The organism is Candidatus Microthrix subdominans (assembly GCA_016719385.1).
Lineage (GTDB): Bacteria > Actinomycetota > Acidimicrobiia > Acidimicrobiales > Microtrichaceae > Microthrix > Microthrix subdominans.
Genome location: JADJZA010000011.1, coordinates 22,569 through 40,288, shown reverse-complemented (window position 1 = coordinate 40,288; position 17,720 = coordinate 22,569). Strand labels below are relative to the sequence as shown.

At 69.5% G+C, this 17,720-nt stretch carries 15 protein-coding genes; 4 read left to right on the top strand and 11 right to left on the bottom strand.

Annotated elements, in window-relative coordinates:
• Window positions 1-12 precede the first annotated feature (12 nt).
• Complete coding sequence (locus tag IPN02_18995; protein MBK9298874.1) at window positions 13-756, bottom strand: phosphotransferase; 744 nt, start codon at window positions 754-756, stop codon at window positions 13-15.
• A 20-nt stretch (window positions 757-776) separates the two neighbouring features.
• A complete protein-coding gene (locus IPN02_18990) occupies window positions 777-2,291 on the bottom strand; it encodes a radical SAM protein (protein ID MBK9298873.1) in 1,515 nt (504 codons plus the stop codon).
• 172 nt (window positions 2,292-2,463) lie between these two features.
• Here IPN02_18990 and IPN02_18985 point away from each other — a divergent pair, with 172 nt between their 5' ends.
• A complete protein-coding gene (locus tag IPN02_18985) occupies window positions 2,464-4,647 on the top strand; it encodes a glutamine synthetase III (protein MBK9298872.1) in 2,184 nt (727 codons plus the stop codon).
• Between the two features lie 30 nt (window positions 4,648-4,677).
• Here the strand turns inward: IPN02_18985 and IPN02_18980 are convergent, their stop codons facing one another.
• Window positions 4,678-5,067: a VOC family protein gene (locus IPN02_18980; protein ID MBK9298871.1), complete on the bottom strand. Its 390-nt coding sequence runs from the start codon at window positions 5,065-5,067 to the stop codon at window positions 4,678-4,680.
• A gap of 65 nt (window positions 5,068-5,132) precedes the next feature.
• On the opposite strand from IPN02_18980, the gene IPN02_18975 reads away from it, so the two are divergent.
• The gene (locus IPN02_18975) at window positions 5,133-6,431 is read left to right on the top strand and encodes an MFS transporter (protein ID MBK9298870.1); all 1,299 of its coding nucleotides are present in this window, start codon (window positions 5,133-5,135) and stop codon (window positions 6,429-6,431) included.
• Between the two features lie 26 nt (window positions 6,432-6,457).
• Here the strand turns inward: IPN02_18975 and IPN02_18970 are convergent, their stop codons facing one another.
• Window positions 6,458-7,360, bottom strand: a complete 903-nt coding sequence (locus IPN02_18970; GenBank protein MBK9298869.1) for an NTP transferase domain-containing protein — start codon at window positions 7,358-7,360, stop codon at window positions 6,458-6,460.
• A gap of 82 nt (window positions 7,361-7,442) precedes the next feature.
• Here IPN02_18970 and fdhD point away from each other — a divergent pair, with 82 nt between their 5' ends.
• Window positions 7,443-8,288, top strand: a complete 846-nt coding sequence (gene fdhD, locus IPN02_18965; protein MBK9298868.1) for a formate dehydrogenase accessory sulfurtransferase FdhD — start codon at window positions 7,443-7,445, stop codon at window positions 8,286-8,288.
• Window positions 8,289-8,500: 212 nt separating this feature from the next.
• Here fdhD and recA read toward each other — a convergent pair whose 3' ends face one another.
• Complete coding sequence (gene recA, locus IPN02_18960; protein ID MBK9298867.1) at window positions 8,501-9,583, bottom strand: recombinase RecA; 1,083 nt, start codon at window positions 9,581-9,583, stop codon at window positions 8,501-8,503.
• Window positions 9,584-9,901: 318 nt separating this feature from the next.
• Between recA and IPN02_18955 the strand changes: the two genes are divergently transcribed.
• Window positions 9,902-10,300, top strand: a complete 399-nt coding sequence (locus tag IPN02_18955; protein ID MBK9298866.1) for a nitroreductase family deazaflavin-dependent oxidoreductase — start codon at window positions 9,902-9,904, stop codon at window positions 10,298-10,300.
• Here IPN02_18955 and IPN02_18950 read toward each other — a convergent pair.
• The 6 genes from IPN02_18950 to IPN02_18925 all read right to left on the bottom strand — a co-directional run bounded on the left by IPN02_18950 (window position 10,287) and on the right by IPN02_18925 (window position 17,645).
• Complete coding sequence (locus IPN02_18950) at window positions 10,287-11,717, bottom strand: hypothetical protein (protein ID MBK9298865.1); 1,431 nt, start codon at window positions 11,715-11,717, stop codon at window positions 10,287-10,289. The two genes, IPN02_18955 and IPN02_18950, sit on opposite strands and share 14 nt — an antisense overlap.
• A 4-nt stretch (window positions 11,718-11,721) precedes the next feature.
• Window positions 11,722-13,275 (bottom strand): hypothetical protein, encoded by a 1,554-nt coding sequence (locus tag IPN02_18945; GenBank protein MBK9298864.1) that lies wholly within the window; start codon window positions 13,273-13,275, stop codon window positions 11,722-11,724.
• A 20-nt stretch (window positions 13,276-13,295) separates the two neighbouring features.
• Complete coding sequence (locus IPN02_18940; GenBank protein MBK9298863.1) at window positions 13,296-14,546, bottom strand: competence/damage-inducible protein A; 1,251 nt, start codon at window positions 14,544-14,546, stop codon at window positions 13,296-13,298.
• Between the two features lie 88 nt (window positions 14,547-14,634).
• Window positions 14,635-15,495: a hypothetical protein gene (locus tag IPN02_18935; protein ID MBK9298862.1), complete on the bottom strand. Its 861-nt coding sequence runs from the start codon at window positions 15,493-15,495 to the stop codon at window positions 14,635-14,637.
• 54 nt (window positions 15,496-15,549) lie between these two features.
• Complete coding sequence (locus IPN02_18930) at window positions 15,550-16,209, bottom strand: CDP-alcohol phosphatidyltransferase family protein (protein ID MBK9298861.1); 660 nt, start codon at window positions 16,207-16,209, stop codon at window positions 15,550-15,552.
• A gap of 2 nt (window positions 16,210-16,211) precedes the next feature.
• On the bottom strand, window positions 16,212-17,645 hold the full coding sequence (locus IPN02_18925) for a radical SAM protein (protein ID MBK9298860.1): 1,434 nt from the start codon (window positions 17,643-17,645) through the stop codon (window positions 16,212-16,214).
• Window positions 17,646-17,720 lie beyond the last annotated feature (75 nt).

The window sequence follows — 17,720 nt, the reverse complement described above, 5'->3', positions numbered from 1 at the left end:
CTTGGGACGTCCCTACAGGAACTGCTCGAGCAGCTGGTAGCCGTCGACCGCCAGCGTGTCGGCGATGTCGACGCCGTAGGCCTCGAACAGGGCCGGCACCAACAGCGGACCAAGGTTGGAGGCCACCGTCGTCGCCCCGATCATCAGGTCGCACCAACGCGACCCGACCCCGAGCCGACCGATGTCCACCCAGCCGGACAGCCCGCCGCCGCCGATGATCATGTTGGGCAGCGACGGGTCGCCGTGGATGACGACCAGATCGTCGGGGTCGTCGGGGTTCGGTCGATCGAGCGAGGCCAACAACACGTCGAAGTCGATCCGCTGATAGGCGGGGTCGAGGTCGGCCGCTGTGGCCTTCCCAGCGTCGATGCGGGTTCGGGCGACGTCCAGGCGGGTCGTCCAGTCGCTGCGGAACGGGCAGTCGGCGACCGGCAGGTTGTCGTGCCACACCCGCAACGCCTTGCCGAACAGGTCGACCAGTCCCTCGGGACGCGCCCGCGCCTCCTTGCGCGTCGCTTCGAACCCGCCCAGGCGTTCGGTCACCAAGGTGGCGGTACCGTCGCCATGGTCGGTGAACTTCACCACCCGAGGCACCGGGGCGCCGACCCCTGCCGCCCACTCGAGCCGGGCGACCTCGTCGGCGACGTTGCCCCAGGGAGCGTCCGGTCCAACCGGGCCGGTCTTGACGACCAGCTCCGGACCGTCATCGGCCTCCACGAACTCGACCGACGCACCGCTGTGCCCAGGGGTGGGCACGGACGGCTCGCCGGACCCGGTCATCCGGCGGCGACCGGGATGCGCGTGCGATGGGCCGGCGAATCGCCGATCTCGACGACCTCGCCGACCAGGCTGGTCATGCGGGCCTCGGTCACGCGGGCGGTCAGGTACGTCCCCGGGCGAGGGCGGGCCCCCGACGGTCCGGGCAGGTGGATGCGCTTGTTGTGTCGGGTCAGCCCGGTGATCATCGACGGATCGCGACGCGAGGGGCCGGTGACGACCACCTCGTCGATCCGCCCCACGCGAGCCTCGTTGGCTCGCCTCGCCGACCGGTCGATCACCGCACGCAGGCGTTCCATGCGCTCGACCGAGACCGCGTGCTCGACGAAGGCGTCGGTCATGTCCGCCGCCTCGGTGCCGGGACGGGGCGAGTAGACGAACGTGTAGGCGGCATCGAAGCCGACCTCGGCGCACACCTCCAGGGTCGCCTCGAAGTCGGCGTCGGTCTCGCCGGGAAACCCGACGATGACGTCGGTGGTCAGCGCCAGGTCGTCGATGCCGGCGCGGGCATCGCTCACCACCCGCAGGTAGCGCTCGGCGGTGTAGCCACGGTGCATGGCGGCGAGCACGGCGTCGCTGCCGGACTGCATCGGCAGGTGCAGGTGTTCGCACACCGCCGGCGTCTGGGCCATGGCGGCGATCGTGTCGGTGCGCATGTCCTTGGGGTGGGGGCTGGTGAAGCGCACCCGAGCGATGCCGGGCACCGAACCGACGGCGCGCAGCAGGTCGCCGAACAGCGGCCGGGCACGGCCGGGCCCACCCGCTGTCGCCCGCTCGTCGAGCCAGGCGTCGCCGACGGTGAAACGTGGATCGGGAGGGTCGTGTTCGGGTGAGCCGGTCGAAACCGAGGACCCCTCCCCCCGCAGGCGCAGCGTGAGGTCGCGCCCGTAGCTGTCGACGTTCTGGCCCAGCAGGGTCACCTCGGTCACGCCGTCTGCTGCGACCCGTCGCACCTCGTCGAGCACGTCGCCGAACGGGCGGCTGATCTCGGGGCCTCGCACGGCGGGCACGATGCAGAACGCGCAGCTGTTGTCGCAGCCGAACTGGATGGTCACCCAGGCGGCCCAACCCTGCTCCCGCTTGGCGGGCAGGGCCGACGGGAACGCTTCGTGGTCCTCGGCGGCGGTCGCTTCGAGAATCTCGATGATCGGGCCGTCGCGACGCGATGCCTCGAGCAGCTCGCCGACCCGGCCGACATTGTGGGTGCCCATGACGACGTCGACGTGCGGGGCCCGCCGCTGCACGGTCTCGCGGTCCTTCTGGGCCAGGCAACCACCGACGACGATCTCCAGGTCGGGCCGGCGGTCCTTTTCCGATTTCAGGTGGCCCAGCGTGCCGTACAGCTTGTTGTCGGCGTTCTCGCGGATGCAGCAGGTGTTGAGCACGACCACATCGGCATCGGCCACCTCGGTGGTGGCCTCCAGCCCGTCGGCCTCGAGCACGCCCGCGATGCGCTCGGAGTCGTGCTCATTCATCTGGCACCCGAAGGTGCGCACCAGGTACTTCCGAGCCATGACTTCATCCTACCGGTGCGGGTGGTCGGCGCCGGGGGCGCCGGCACCCCGGCGGTATAGTGGGGCTGACGTCGTCGCCGCCTCGGTGGGCAAACACACGTGGGCTCACCTGGCCCGGCCCGTGACGCTCGGCTCACGCCGACGCTTCCCCCCACCCCAGGAGCACCCACACATGAGCGGGAGAGCCGTTCGAACCCAGGCGCTAGCAGCCACGACCAGCCGTCCGAGCGCGATCCATCCCGGATCGGGCATCGAGACACCCGCCGAGCTGTTCGGCCGCAACGTGTTCACCAAAGCGGTCATGCAGAGCCGGTTGCCCAAGGCGGTCTACGAGTCGCTCCAGGCCACCGTCAACGAGGGCATCCGCCTCGACCCGTCGGTCGCCGACGTCGTCGCCTCGGCGATGAAGGACTGGGCCACCGAGCACGGCGCCAGCTACTACGCCCACGTCTTTTACCCCCTCACCGGTCTGAGCGCCGAGAAGCACGACAGCTTTCTCGATACCGACGGCGCCGGGCTGGCGATCTCCAACTTCTCCGGCGGCTCGCTGGTCCAGGGCGAGCCCGATGCGTCGTCGTTTCCCAGCGGCGGCATCCGGGAGACCTTCGAGGCCCGCGGCTACACCGCCTGGGACGTCACCAGCCCGGCCTACATCCTCGAAAACCCCAACGGCAACACGCTGTGCATCCCGACGGCGTTCGTGTCCTGGACCGGCGAAGCGCTCGACAAGAAGACCCCGGTGCTGCGTTCCCAGCAGGCACTCAACGTGCAGGCCCAACGCATGTTGCGCCTCTTCGGCGTCGAGGACCCCTCGCGGGTGGCGTCCATCGCCGGCGCCGAACAGGAGTACTTCCTGATCGACCGCAACTTCTACTTCGCCCGGCCCGACCTGATGTCCACCGGTCGAACCCTGATGGGCGCCCAGCCGCCCAAGGGCCAGGAGTTCGACGACCACTACTTCGGCGCCATCCCCGAGCGGGTGCTCACCTTCATGCTGGACGCCGAGCGGGAGATGCTCAAGCTGGGCATCCCCACCAAAACCCGACACAACGAGGTGGCACCCGGCCAGTACGAGCTGGCTCCCATCCACGAGGAGGGCAACGTCGCCGCCGACCACCAGCAGCTGGTGATGTCGACGCTCAGCCGCGTCGCCCACCGTCACGGGCTGGTCTGTTTGCACCACGAGAAGCCCTTTGCCGGGGTGAACGGCTCGGGCAAACACATCAACTGGTCGTTGGGCAACGCCGAGCAGGGCAACCTGTTGAACCCCGGCGACACGCCTCACGAGAACGCCCAGTTCCTCGTGTTCTGCGCGGCGGTGATCCGCGGCGTCGACAAGCATGCCGATGTCATGCGCGCGGCGATCGCCACGGCGGCCAACGACCATCGACTGGGCGCCAACGAGGCGCCGCCGGCCATCATGTCGGTGTTCCTCGGCGACCAGCTGCACGACGTGTTCGAGCAGGTGGCCCAGGGCGGCGGGGCGTCATCGTCCAAGGTGCACGGCACCCTGAGGGTCGGCGCCGACACGCTGCCGCAGCTGCCCAAGGACCCGGGCGACCGAAACCGCACCAGCCCGTTCGCCTTCACGGGCAACCGCTTCGAGTTTCGGGCGGTCGGGTCCTCGCAGTCGATCTCGGGTCCGCTGGTCGTGCTCAACTCGATCATGGCCGACAGCCTCGACTACATGGCCACCCAGATCGAGCAGGCGGTCGCCTTCGGCTCCGAATTCAACGAAGCTGTCGAGGACGTCCTGAGGGACGTGATGGTCAAGCACGGACGGGTGATCTTCAACGGCGACGGCTACTCCGACGAGTGGCAGGACGAGGCAGCACGGCGGGGCCTTCCCAACCTGAAGGCCACACCCGAAGCCCTCTCGGTGTACGAGACGAAGGAGGCCCAGGAGCTTTTCGATCGTCTCGACGTCCTCACCCCTCGCGAGCTGCACAGCCGCTACGAGGCGTACATGGGCCAGTACGTCATGTCGATCAGCGTCGAGGCCCGCTCGACACTCGAGATGGCGCGGACGTTGATCTACCCGTCGGTCAAGCGTTTTCAGGCCAATCTGGCCGGTACGGAGAACGAGCTGGTCGCCCTCGGCCTCGGCGGCGACACCGAGACCCTCACCCGGGTGACCGAACTGGTGACCGAGCTGACCTGCGCTGTCGCGCCGCTGGCACAGGCGATCGACGGTCTCCCCGACGCGGCGCCGATCGGCGAGCAGGCCACCTACTGCCGAGAGACGATTCTCCCGGCAATGAACGCAGTGCGTGCTGCGACCGACCTGCTGGAGGAGATCGTCGACGACGAGCTGTGGCCGCTGCTCACCTACCAGGAAATGCTCTTCATCAAGTAGGGCCGACTCGGACAGCGACGGCGGCTGGAGTCAAGCGGTGTGAAGCCGGCTCCGCAGCGGGTGGTCGTCGGGGATTTGAACCAGCACCAGCTCCACGCCCTCCGGTGAGGTGATCCGCCACTCGATCAGGCCCCACGGCATCTGTTCGGGCAGGCCCTCGTGGGCAACGCCGGCGACGACGAGCCGCTCGGCCTCGGCGAACACGTCGGGTACCTGCAACCACAGGACGAGCGACGCCGGGTCGCTACCCCGGCCGGTGAGCTCGACGAGCACCCCTCCACAGAACAACGCCACCCCGGTCACCACGCCGTCGGCGCCGTATTCCCGGGCGACGCTCAGGCCCAGCGTGTCGCACCACCACGCCACGGAGGCCTGGAGGTCGTCCGTGGCCACAAGCACTCGCGATGACAACACGTCCACGCCTCGACGCTAACCGAGGCGCCGAAGGTTGATCATCCAACGCCCGCCCCGGGGAGCGGACCTCCGTGGGTAGGTTGGCCGCCATCGCTTCCGCTCCGTCCCCCGGCGACGCCCCGACCGAGACGCCCGCCACGCCGCCGGCCAAGCCCGGCCTGCGCGATGCTGCGGCCGCGTTCCGGTTTCGAAACTTCCGGCTGTTCTGGATCGGGGCGCTGTTGTCCAACAGCGGCACCTGGGTGCAGAACCTCACAGTGCCCTACGTCGTGTTCCAGCTGACCGAGTCGTCGACGTGGGTGGGCATCGCCGCCTTCAGTCAGCTGGCACCGATGGCGCTCATGTCGCCGCTGGGCGGCTCGCTGGCCGACCGTCTCGACCGGCGGCGCATCCTGTTGGTCACGCAGAGCGCCATGGCGGTTGTGGCCATCGCCATGGGCGTTGCCTGGAGCTCAGGCCGAGCATCGGTGCCGGTGATCATCGGCCTGGTCGCCACCGGTGGGGTGATCACGGGCATCAACGCTCCGGCCTGGCAGGCCTTCGTCTCGGAGTTGGTGCCCCGGGAGGCCCTGCTCAACGCAGTGACCCTCAACTCGGCCCAGTTCAACGCAGCGCGGGCCTTCGGCCCGGGGCTTGGAGGGCTGGTGCTGGTCACCCTCGGCCCGGGCCCGGCATTCTTCATCAACGCCGCCTCGTACGTCGCCGTGCTCATCGCCTTGTCGATGATCTCCCTCGCCGCCCGGCAGCGGGTGACCACGCCCAGGCCGAGGGTCCTCACCGATGCGGCCGACACGATCGCCTACGTCCGTCGCCATCGTGGCATGGCTGCCTGTTATCTGTCGGTGGTGGTGTTGGGGCTGTTCGGTCAGCCGGTCTTCTCCCTGGTCATCGTGTTCGCCGAGGAGGTGTTCCGCGTCGGCGGGCTGGAGTACGGGCTGCTGAGCGCGGCGCTGGGGATCGGCTCGGTGCTCGCCGCTCCGATCATCGCTGGACCCGGATCGGGCGTCGCCCGCAGCCGCCTCGCCGGGGTGGCGATGCTGGTCTACGGCGTCGCGCTGGTCGCCTTCGCCGCCACCCCGGTGTACCTGATCGGGCTGGTCGCCTTGCTCGTTGCAGGTGCCGCCTATCTGCCGATTGCCGCAACGCTCAACACCACGCTGCAGATCCAGGTGGACGAGTCGATGCGGGGCAAGGTGCTGGCGCTTTACATCACCCTGTTCACCCTCTCGATCCCCCTCGGGTCGCTCGCCCAGGGATGGACCAGCGACCTTTTCGGGCCGGGGCCCACGGTTGTCGTCGCCGGGTGCGCCTATCTGGCGGCTACGTTCGCCCTGCGCCGCCCAAGCTGGTTGGGGCACCTGGACGACTGAGGCCGGACGCAGCCACAAGGACGCCGTCAGCGCTCCAGCGGAACCAGATGGGCGCCGGCCCAGTGGGCAGCGGGCGGGGCGGGAGGCCCCACGAACACCCAAGGGATGGCGGGCCGCACCGTCGTCCATTCCGAGGGCGGCGGCACGGCTTCAACGACGCCGAGCAGGGTGGCAGCGTGGCCATCGGGGTCGACGGTGTCGCCGACCCCACCAACGCCCCCAGCGCCGGACAGTGCGTCGACCACCCGGCTTCGGGCGGGCATCGGGCCGGCGACGCCAAGTGCCGGCGAGCCGTCGGCCACCGCCGCCCACAGGTCTTCGGCGTCGTCCAGGCTGACCACCCGAGGAACTTCCACCAACAGCGGCGTGCCGTGATTGGTGAGCGCCCGGGCCGACGCTCCGTCAGCCGTTCCCAGAGCGTCGACCGCCTCGATCAGCGTCGAGAACCGCCAGACCGCAGTCAGCCACTGCGGCTCGCCCGCGGGGGCAGCCACGGCCACTCCAGATTCGGGATGGCGCCGAATCGCCTCGACCAGCTCGGCGACCACCGCGTCGAGCGGGGCCAGGTGGTCGGCGGCCAGCACCGCCACGAGGGCGCCGACGTTCGTTTCGGCGGGCTCGCCGCCCGCATCACCGTCCCGGGGACGACCCAGGGCATTGAGGGCGGCCGCAATGCCGGCTGCGGGTCCGCCGCCAGCCGGCCGTTCGGCCACCGACTCCACCGTGGCCAACCCCACAACCCGCCCGATCGGGTGCCGGTCGGACGGGCGCACGACCAGGCATCGCCCGGTCACCGCAACGCCCAGGGCGTGGTCGATCAGACGTCGCCCGCCGACGACGCTGAGCGGCTTGTCCACCCCACCCAAACGCTCACCGCCACCGCCGGCGACGACGATGAGGTGGGCAAGCGCTGCACATCGATCGGCCATCGCCCGCACCCTGTCACCGTCGACGGACGATGTCACGCCGAAGCCCCGCCGGGCACGCGCTGCGCCGTGACACGATGGCCAGATGAGCCACCGCACCCGGGGACGGCCGGTCCTCCACATCCGTGCCGGCCGGCTGCACCCGGACGCCGCCAGCGACACGGTCGCCCACGAGGAGCCCCTCGAGCTCCGGCTCGACGGCCGGGTGCTGACGACGACGATGAGGACCCCCGGCGAGGACGTGGACCTGGCCCACGGGTGGCTGCTCGCCGAAGGCATCGTCACCGCCGTCGACGACGTGGTCTCGGCGCGGTTCAACCTGGGTGTCGACGGCGACGATGGGCTGAACGTGTTGGACGTGGTCCTCGGCGAGGAGGTTGATGCGCCGCCGGCCGCCCGGGTGCGTCTCGGAACGACGACCGCCTCGTGTGGCATCTGCGGGACCTCTGCGGTCGATGCGATGACCCTGGCCACCTCGTTTCCCGCTGATGGTGATCCGACGACCGTCGCCGCCGATGTGGTCCTCCAGCTGCCCGACCGGCTGCGCGCCGGTCAACACCTGTTCGAGCAGACCGGCGGCACCCACGGTGCCGCCCTGGCCACACCCGACGGCTCGATCCTGGCCGTCCGGGAGGACGTCGGCCGCCACAACGCGGTCGACAAGGTGCTGGGTTGGGCGCTGCAACACGGCCAGCTGCCGCTGGCGGGACGGCTGCTGGTGCTGTCCGGGCGGGCCGGGTTCGAGTTGGTGCAGAAGGCGGCGATGGCCGGGGTGCCGGTCGTCGCCGCCGTCGGGGCCCCAACAGCGCTGGCGGTCGCCACCGCCGAAGCGGCGGGCATCACCTTGGTCGGCTTTGTCAGGGGCGATCACGCCAACGTCTACACCCGCCCCGATCGCATCGTGGATGCTCGCTCAACACGAGCCAGGTAACGCCAAGAAAACGACGACGGGGAGAACGGGCTGGAGAGCCGTTCTCCCCGTCGTGAAAGCGGGACCGGTGGCTGGCAGGCTCGGGGGTCCCACGCCGGAGACGAACCTGGGAGGTCGTCTGCGGAATCGGAAGCCCAACATCGGACGGACCGGTGGGCTTCGTTGGATCAAGGTGCGCTCGACGTCGAACGCTCGTGATGGCTCAGCGGCAACTAGCCGTCCAGAGCGATCGGCACATCGTCGGCGGCGGTGAACTCGTCGTCGGCGGCGGCACCGGCATCGACAGGTTCGTCCGGCTGGTCGCCGATCCCCATCTGATTGCGGACCAACTCGGAGACCTCCACCATGATCTCGGCGTTGTCGATGAGGAACTGTTTGGCGTTCTCCCGGCCTTGGCCCAGCTGCTCGCCGTCGTAGGTGTACCAGGCACCCGACTTCTTGACGATGTTGAGATCGACCGCCAGGTCGAGCAGGGAACCCTCTCGGCTGATGCCCTTGCCGTACATGATGTCGAACTCGGCCTGCTTGAACGGCGGGGCCATCTTGTTCTTGACCACCTTGACCCGGGTGCGGTTGCCGACCACCTCGACGCCGTTCTTGATCGACTCGATCCGGCGGATGTCGAGACGGACCGAGGAGTAGAACTTCAGCGCCCGGCCGCCGGAGGTGGTCTCGGGGGAGCCGAACATGACGCCGATCTTCTCGCGCAACTGGTTGATGAAGATGCAGATGGTGTTGGAGCGGTTGAGGTTGGCGGTGAGCTTGCGTAGCGCCTGGGACATCAGCCGGGCCTGCAGGCCGACGTGGGTGTCGCCCATGTCGCCCTCGATCTCGGCCCGGGGGGTGAGGGCGGCGACCGAGTCGATGACGATGACGTCGATGGCACCGGAGCGCACCAGCATGTCGGTGATCTCGAGCGCCTGCTCGCCGGTGTCGGGCTGGGAGATGAGCAGCTGGTCGATGTCGACGCCGATCTTCGACGCATAGGAGGGGTCCATCGCATGCTCGGCGTCGACGTAGGCGCAGGTGCCGCCGTTGCGCTGGGCTTCTGCGACGACGTGCATGGCGAGCGTGGACTTGCCCGACGCCTCCGGACCGTAGATCTCGGTGACCCGACCGCGGGGGAGCCCGCCGATGCCCAGCGCCACGTCGAGGCTCAGCGCGCCGGTCGAGATCACCTCGACGTTCATCGAGGTCTTCTCGCCCATGCGCATGACCGAGCCCTTGCCGAACTGCTTGTCGATCTGGCCGAGAGCCATGTCGAGTGCCTTGCTGCGATCCGTATCTGTAGCCATGGTGATCTCCTTGGCGATTGAGGGGACCGCCTGTGGCCCCCGGTGCTGTGCGGGTTGTTGATGTCGACCCTACGGAGGGGGTGTGACAACGAATCGGGGAGGCCCGAACCCTCACAACCCGGTCATTCTCGGCGGGATGGTTTGGAACCGGTTCTCTGGTCAGCTCGCAGCCTGCGGCAACAAGATGACGTCAGTGTAGTTACGAACGCCTGTTCGGGGCAAGCACCAAAGCTGTGTTCGATTACGATCGGTCCCGTGACGACCAACGATTCCTACAACGACCGGCAGGTGAAGGTGGGGGGCGTGGTCATCAAGGTGATGAGCCGGCTGACCACCCGGCTGTACCGGCTGACCGACGGTCGCATCGGCGGCAAGTTCCTCAAGGGCACCGACGTGGTGCTGGTGACGACCATCGGCCGCCGCTCCGGCGAGCCGCGCACCGTGCCGCTGTTGTTCATGGAGGACGGGGCCGACCTGATCCTCGTCGCCTCCCAGGGCGGGATGCCGAGCAATCCTGCGTGGTACTACAACGTGATCGAACACCCGGAGGTCACCGTCAACCGGCGTGGCGTCGAGACCGAGATGGTCGCCCGCGAGGTCGGCGCCGATGAACGGGCTGCGCTGTGGCCGCGCCTGGTCGACATGTACGCCGACTTCACCGACTACCAACAACGCACCGACCGCACGATCCCGGTGATCCGCCTCAGCCCCCGCTGAGCGCCGCGAAGGCGGCGGCAAAGTCGGCTGCCCGCTCGTGGTAGGTACCCAGCCGCGACGGCGTGGGCGCGCCCGGGGCGAACAGCACCACCCCGTCCTCGGGGGTTCGGGTGGCCGCGATGCGCACCGCCTCCCCAACATCGGCGACCGCGACGGTCTCGAGGCCAACCGGCTGGGCTGCGGTGTCCCCCACGCCGGTGCCCGATGAACCGGACGAACCGAGCGACCCGGACGGGCCTGCCATCTGGGCGCACCAGGCCTCGCCGGTATCGGGCAGCCCGAGCAGCAGCGTCGGCGAGCGACGCAGCGCCAACGCGGCTGCCATCGGTCCCAGGGACACCTCCCTCGACTGCCCGCCGATCAGCCAGGTCACCGGCACCTCACCCACGGCATCGAGCGCGGCCGCCGCAGCGAACGGGTTGGAGGCCAACGCGTCATCGATGTAGCGGACCCCACGGTGCTCACCGATCGTCGCATGGCGTGACGGGAGGGCGACGTAGTGGTCGGCCAGTTCGGTCAGGGCCCGTCCGAGGGGTACATCGTCGATCCCCAGCAGGCCGCAGAGCCGTTCGGCGGCCGCCGCCGCCAGCGCCAGGTTGGAGCCAAGGTGCCGGGGAAAGCCCCGCTCGGCGAGCCGGGCCCCCGCAGCGCTGGCAATGCCATCGTCGGGATCGACCGCCTGGACGGGCAGACCGGTGCGACCGATCGCCTCGAGCGCCACCGGGTCGCCGCCGTCGACCAACACCACCTGCGGCGGCTGCTCGCCACCGCTGAAGAGCCGCAGCTTGTCGCTTCGGTAGCGCTCGATCGAGCCGTGCCAGGTGAGGTGATCGGCGTCGAGCGACGTCAGCACGCCGATCGTGGGCGCATGGTGCGCATCGGCGGCCATGTAGGACGACACCTCGATCACCGCCGGCACGCCCGGCGGGGGATTTGGCGCCTCCGCCCAGATCGCCAGGCCGATGTTGCCGCCCATCAGGTGCTCGATACCGAGGAGGTCGAGCAGCGAATCGAGCAGTGCGGTGACCGTCGACTTCCCCTTGGTGCCGGTGATCGCCACGATGGGACGGGCGGCCCCGTGGGTGCCGATCCACAGATCGACCGCCGTCGTAAAAACGGCGCCGGCATCCTCCAAACGGGTGCACACCTCACCCCGGCGCGGATACCCCGGCGCGCGGAGGACGATCAACGGTGCGCCGGCCTCGCGCCCGGCATCGATCGCATCTTCGGCCGCGATCAGCACGATGTCGAGCGCGCCCAAGCGGTCCCGGTCGGCGACGCTCGCAGCGTCGGGATCGTCGACCGCAGCCAGCACGCGCCCCGGTCCGGCGGCCAGAACGGCATCGAGGGCGGCCAGGTTGTCGATCCCCAGCCCGAGGACCAGGACGGTCGCCCCGGCCAGGTCGTCCAACCGCACGGGCTCAGCCCGCCGAGCGCTGAGTTGGTTCCGGGGCCAGCCGTTCGAGCATCCAGCCCAGGTAGGGCTCCGGCACCCGATGATCGGCGCTGGGCACCATCAGGGCGGCCAGCGAGCTGTGGTGGTCGCCGGCGTAGGCGGTGGCGCTCTCGCCGGTGAGGCGAACGACCGCCGCATCCGCCCAGGCATCCCGACCGGCCAGTTCGGCCATGGCCGCCGCGGACTCCACCATCTCGCCGACGCACTCGTAGGGCTTCGATACCTCGTCCCACAGCTCCCGGTAGCCCTCGGCCTGGTCCGGGTCGTGCAGCGGCCGCCCACCGAAGATCTCCTCGAAGCGTTCCGGGGACAGGTGCGGGGCCATCATCAGCGTCGTGAAGCGGCACTTTGGGCAGTTCAAACACCACGTGCCCTCTGCGCGCTGGGCGGTCGGCCGCCAGATGGTGAACGCCTCGTTGCACGAGAGGAACGCGCCGAGCTGAGCCTCGTCGGTGACCAAACCCGAGGCGATCGCCACCTCTGTGAACGGCCGCAGGATCGAGAACGTTCGCAGCCGACCCCCGCTGACCGCATCGAGCGCCCCCTGGGTGAGGTCTTCCGCAATGAGCGACTTGGCCCACTGGTGGTTGACCGCCTGCCCGCCGACCCAGCGGGTGGGCTCCGATGCCGACCGCTCGTTGCCGAGCACGACGTCGGTGCAGCCATGCGCCCGAGCGGCCAACGCCGAGATCGCCGTGACGACCGCCGTGACCGGGATGTGCCCGTTCAGGGCGCCCCGCTCGTTCCAGTCCCGCAGGGCGGGGTCGAGGCGGCGGGCGGCGGTGTGCAGGGTGAGGCCTGCCGCGGCCGCCACCCGGCGTGGCGCTTCGGTGGCGTTGATCGTGAAGGCGACGGCGCGATCGCCCAGCACCGACAACACGAGCGCCGAGTCCTTACCGCCACCGACCGGGACCAACGCACCGGCGGCCGCCAGCCGGTCCGATGCCGATGTGGGCCGCTCGTCGGGTGTGACCCGCGTAGGAGCCCGGCTGGCGTCGATCTCGAGCTCCCACCGCTGATCGAGCGGCACCGGCAGGTCGTTGCGGGCCGCGAACTCTCGCATGCCGTGGTCGTAGAGCTCTCGGACGAACATCGCCTCGGCAGCGGTGATCGGGCCGATCATCACGGCGATGGTCGTCGGCGCTGCCACCTTGTAGTAGCTGGTGCCCGCCGCCAACGCGACCAGCCGGGCGAGCCCGGCGAGGAGTGCCTCGTCATCATCGCCGCTGTCGCCGTCAGCGGCGTGCCCCCCGAGCGATTCGAGGCTGGCCGGGGCGAAGAACTCAACGACCTCGGAGAAGGCGGCCACCTCGTCGGCGCCCGCCAGAAGCCGGTAGCGGAGGGTCAGCCGGTACCGGCTCGTCGATACCTCGTCCGTCCCAGATACGCCCGCGGAGTCGTTCCCGGCCCCGGGGGCCGAGGCCTCGATCACCAGCTCCGGTTCGAGGATCTCGAAGCGATCCACCCCGACCAGGTCGGGGCAGCGGGCAGCGAGCAGCTGCTGGGGGGTGGTGGTCACGGCCGACCAGCTTGCCACCCTCAGGCCTCGGCGTCGTCGTCGACCAGCATGCGTCGACGCAGCAGGTCGAGCACTGAGATGCACGAGAACTCCCGGATCTGTTGGCGCCCACCCGGCAGGCCGAGCGTGGTCGACGCCTCGCCGCCGGGCCACACTGCGGCCAGACACACCGTGCCCGCCCGTTGGCCCTCCAGCTCCTCGGGTCCGGCCACGCCGGTGGTGGCCAGCCCGACGTCGGCCCCCAGCGAGGAGCGGGCGCCGCGCGCCATCGCCAGGGCGGCCTCCTCGGTCACCACCGGGCCATCGGGCACGCCGAGTAGCTGTTGCTTCACCTCGGGGTGATATGCGATGACGCCGCCACGGAACACCGCCGAGGCACCGGGCACCGACGCCAGCCGAGATCCGAGCAGGCCGCCGGTGAGCGATTCGGCGACCGCCAGCGTGTGGCCGCGTACCTCGAGCGCCGCCAACACCGTCGACTCCATGTTGTCGCCGTCGCGACCAAACACCAGCGGCCCCAGGAGGGCGCGCAGGTGGTCGGCCTCCTCATCGACGATCTCAGTGGCGGCGGCTGCATCGGCCGCCTTGGCGGTGATCCGCACCTTCAGCCCCTCGAAACCGGAAGCGAGAAAGGCCAGCGTCGGGTTGCCGACCTCGTCGAGTTCGGCCATGCGCGGCGCCAACATCTCGGAGAGACCGGATTCGGACTCGCCCCAGGTGCGCAGGGTGCGGCTGGCGATCGCCGCTGGGTCGCCGCTGCGGCGGGACAGGTCGCCGAGCACGAACCCGGTGAGCATCTCCTTCATCTCCCACGGCACGCCCGGGACGGCGTACACGACGCCGTGCTGGGTGGGCAGCACCAGCCCGGGGGCGGTGCCGGGCATCACCGGAATGAACTCAGCCGACGCCGGCTTGCGCGCCTGGTTGAGGTTGTTCATCGGCATGCGACGACCGCGGGAGCCGAACATCTCGATGATGCGCTCGACCATGGTGTCGTCCTCGTCGAGCGGCTCCTCGACGAGGACGCCGAGCGCTTCCCGCGTGAGGTCGTCCTGGGTGGGGCCCAACCCGCCGCACACGATCACTGCGTCGGAGCGGTCCAGTGCGCGGCGCAACGTGTCGACGAGGCGATCGAGGTTGTCGCCCACCTTGGTCTGAAAGAACGAATCGAGCCCGACGAGGGCCAGCTGCTCGCCGATCCAGCTGGAGTTAGTATCGACGATCTGACCCAACAACAGCTCGGTGCCGACCGCGACCACTTCAACGTTCATCTCGGCAACCTACTCAAACGGGAACCGTCTCAGCACGAGCGCTGTGGGCCCGAATGAGCCAGTGCGAGCCTCGGGTCTCACCGAAGGTCTAACCGGGAGGAGGAGGCGGTGGCGCGCCACCCTGACCACCGGGCACGGGCGGCGGGCCCGGGGGCGGTGGAGGTGGGCCGCCGGGAGCGGTGGGCGCGTTACCGAACGGCGGCGGCTGCCCACCGGGGGGAGGCGGCGCCTGGCCGCCCAGAGGTGGCACCTGGCCGCCTGGAGGCGGCGGCGCCTGCCCGGGGAACGAACCGCCTTGCCCGGGTGCGGGCGCCTGTCCGCCACCCGTCGGATCCCAGCCCGCCGGAGCCTGTGGCTGTGCTGTCCAGCCCTGCTGGCCGGGCGGTGGCTGATATCCGCCAGGACCCATGGGACCCGGGCCGTGGCGCTTCGTCCAGCTCGACCGGCGGAACAGGGCGATGATCACGAAGACGAGCCCGATGAAGAACAGCCCAAACCCTCCGAAAATCGAGCCGACAATCAAGCCGATCCCGGTCGCCAGCGCCGAGAACGACACCTCGATGACCGAGAAGGTCTCCCCTGGCGTACCGTCGCAGTCGACCGCGAAGTCCCGTCCGCTGGATGTGTCGAACCAACCGACCAGGTTGAAGCTCTGCCCCTCGACATCGGTCGACTGGCTGGTGCTGCCCGACGTGTTGAAGGTGACGTCACCACCGTTGACCGTGCAGTTGACGTACGAGCCCGTCGACCACACGGTGAACTGGCTACCAGAGCCGGCGACGGTCTCCGCGCCGGGCAGCGCCACGCTGTCGCTGGAGGTGATTTCGTTCGCAACGCCCGAGATCCTGGTGATCCCGAGGACGAGGGCCGTAATGCCTCCGATCGTCGCAATCACCATGATCACGATGCCCCCGATGAGCATCTTCTTCGGTTTGGTATCTCCGGCCACGGCGCCCCCGTTCGATCGGCGTAGAGGACCAACCTAACGGACGGTCAGGCCCGCTCAGGCCTTTGTTGCTTCCCCCGTGCTGGAGGTCGCTCTACTCCCGGCGAGCACGTACTGCACTGCGGTCACCCAGGCGATCAGGACGCTGGCCCACAGCCAACTGTCGGACAGCCATCGCCAATCGGTGAAGGTCGGCCAGGTCGTCCAGCCGACCGCACCGAGCTGGATGAAGGTCTTCCACTTGGCCAGCGAGGAGGCCGGCACCGACAACCCGCGTCGTCCCCAGTAGGTCCGAAAAGCCGAGATACCCACCTCGCGGGCGACGGTGAGGATGACCGCCGCCCATGGGAAGCGCCCGATGACGGCGAGGGTGATGAAACCGCCCAACACCAGCACCTTGTCGGCAAGGGGGTCGAGGAAGGCACCGGAACGGGTCGAGCCCTGCTTGCGAGCGAGATAGCCATCGAACATGTCGGTGGCCGACAGCACGAACCACAGGGCCAGCAACGCCCAGGTGCCAACACCATCGTTGGTCAGCATCATGGCGAAGGCCACCGGGGCGGCGGCGATGCGGCCCAGCGTGACCAGGTTGGCGGGGGTCAGCAGCGCCGACGGACCGAAACCACCCGGCCGTTCGGTCGACGGTTGATCACCCGAGGCGCTCCCCACTCGATCGCTCGACGGCTGGTCACTCGACGGCTGGTCACTCAGCGACATGATCACTCAGCAGCATGGTCACTCAGCGGGAGGGCCTCCAGGTCGGGCCCTTCGGCATCGACGATCCGGACCATGGCCATCGACCCGACCGGAAGGTGAGCCGGTACCGAGATGATCCCGTCGATCTCGGGTGCCTCACCGGTGCTGCGGCCCACCCCAGGGGCATCGATCAGGACCTCGACGGTGCTCCCCACCCGGTCCAGGCGCCGCTGGGCGGTGATCGCCTCGGCCAGCTCTGCCGCCTCGGCATGACGCTCCGCCACCAGCTCGGGAGCCACCTGATCGGGCAGGGAGTCGGCATAGGTGCCGTCCTCCCGGGAGAACTTGAACAGCCCGCACCAGTCGACCTGGGCGGCCTCGATGAAGGCCAGCAGGTCGTCGTGGTCCTCCTCGGTCTCCCCGGGATAGCCGATCAGAAAGTTGGAGCGAAACACCGCGGCCGGCTCGGCCGAGCGAATACGCTCGATCCGCTCGAGGAAGGCATCGCCGTCGCCCCAGCGGCGCATGCGGCGCAGCACCGGACGCGAGGTGTGTTGCAGCGACAGGTCGAAGTAGGGCACGCCGGTCGCCAGCACGGTCTCGATGAGGGCCTCGGTCAGGTCCGAGGGGTAGAGATACAACAATCGGACCCAATCGACCCGTTCGGCGACCGCCTGCACCAGCGGGATGATCGCCCGCTCCCCCACCCCCTGGTCCCGGCCGTAGGCGGCCAGGTCCTGGGCGACGAGGACGATCTCTCGAGCGCTGTTGGCGTTGTGGCCGAGCGCCTCGACCTCGTCACTCCCGCCACGGGCCGCTCGTGGGTTGGACCCGACAAGACCAGCGACCTCCGCAACAATCGACTCGATCGTGCGGGACCGTTGCGGCCCGCGGAAGCTCGGGATGGCACAGAACCCGCAGGCCCGGTCGCAGCCCTCGGCGATCTTGACGTAGGCCCACGGTGAGCTCGACGGTGGGCGTGGCAGCTCGAGCAGGTCCATGTCGGGCACGACCGCACCGTTGCTCGTGCCGCCCAGACGAGAGGGGCCGAGGGTGACGGCGACGGTGGCCGAACCGTTCGAACCTACCGACCCGGCGCCCTGAGCATCCCCGGCGAGCGGGTCGGAGAATCGCCCCAACAGGTCGGCCCCGAAGGGGGCCACCCGATCGATTTCGGGGATCGCCTCGGCCAACTCGGCACCCGCCCGCTCGGCCAGGCAACCGGTGACGACCAGCTCGGCCCCCTCGGCCCGGTCCTCGGACAGGCCGAGCACCGCTTCGATCGATTCGGCCCGGGCATCCTCGATGAACGCGCAGGTGTTGACCACGACCAGCTCGGCCTCGCCCGGTCCGGGCGCGGCCTCGTAGCCGGCGGCGAGGAGGGTGCCCTCCAGCTTGTCCGAATCCACCTGGTTTTTCGGACAGCCCAGGGTTTCCAACCAGTAGCGCTTCGACATGAGGCCAACAGCGTAGATCGCCCGCCGTCCCCAACCGTTTCGCTGCCTAGGCGCCCCCCGGGGCCGTCGTCGGAC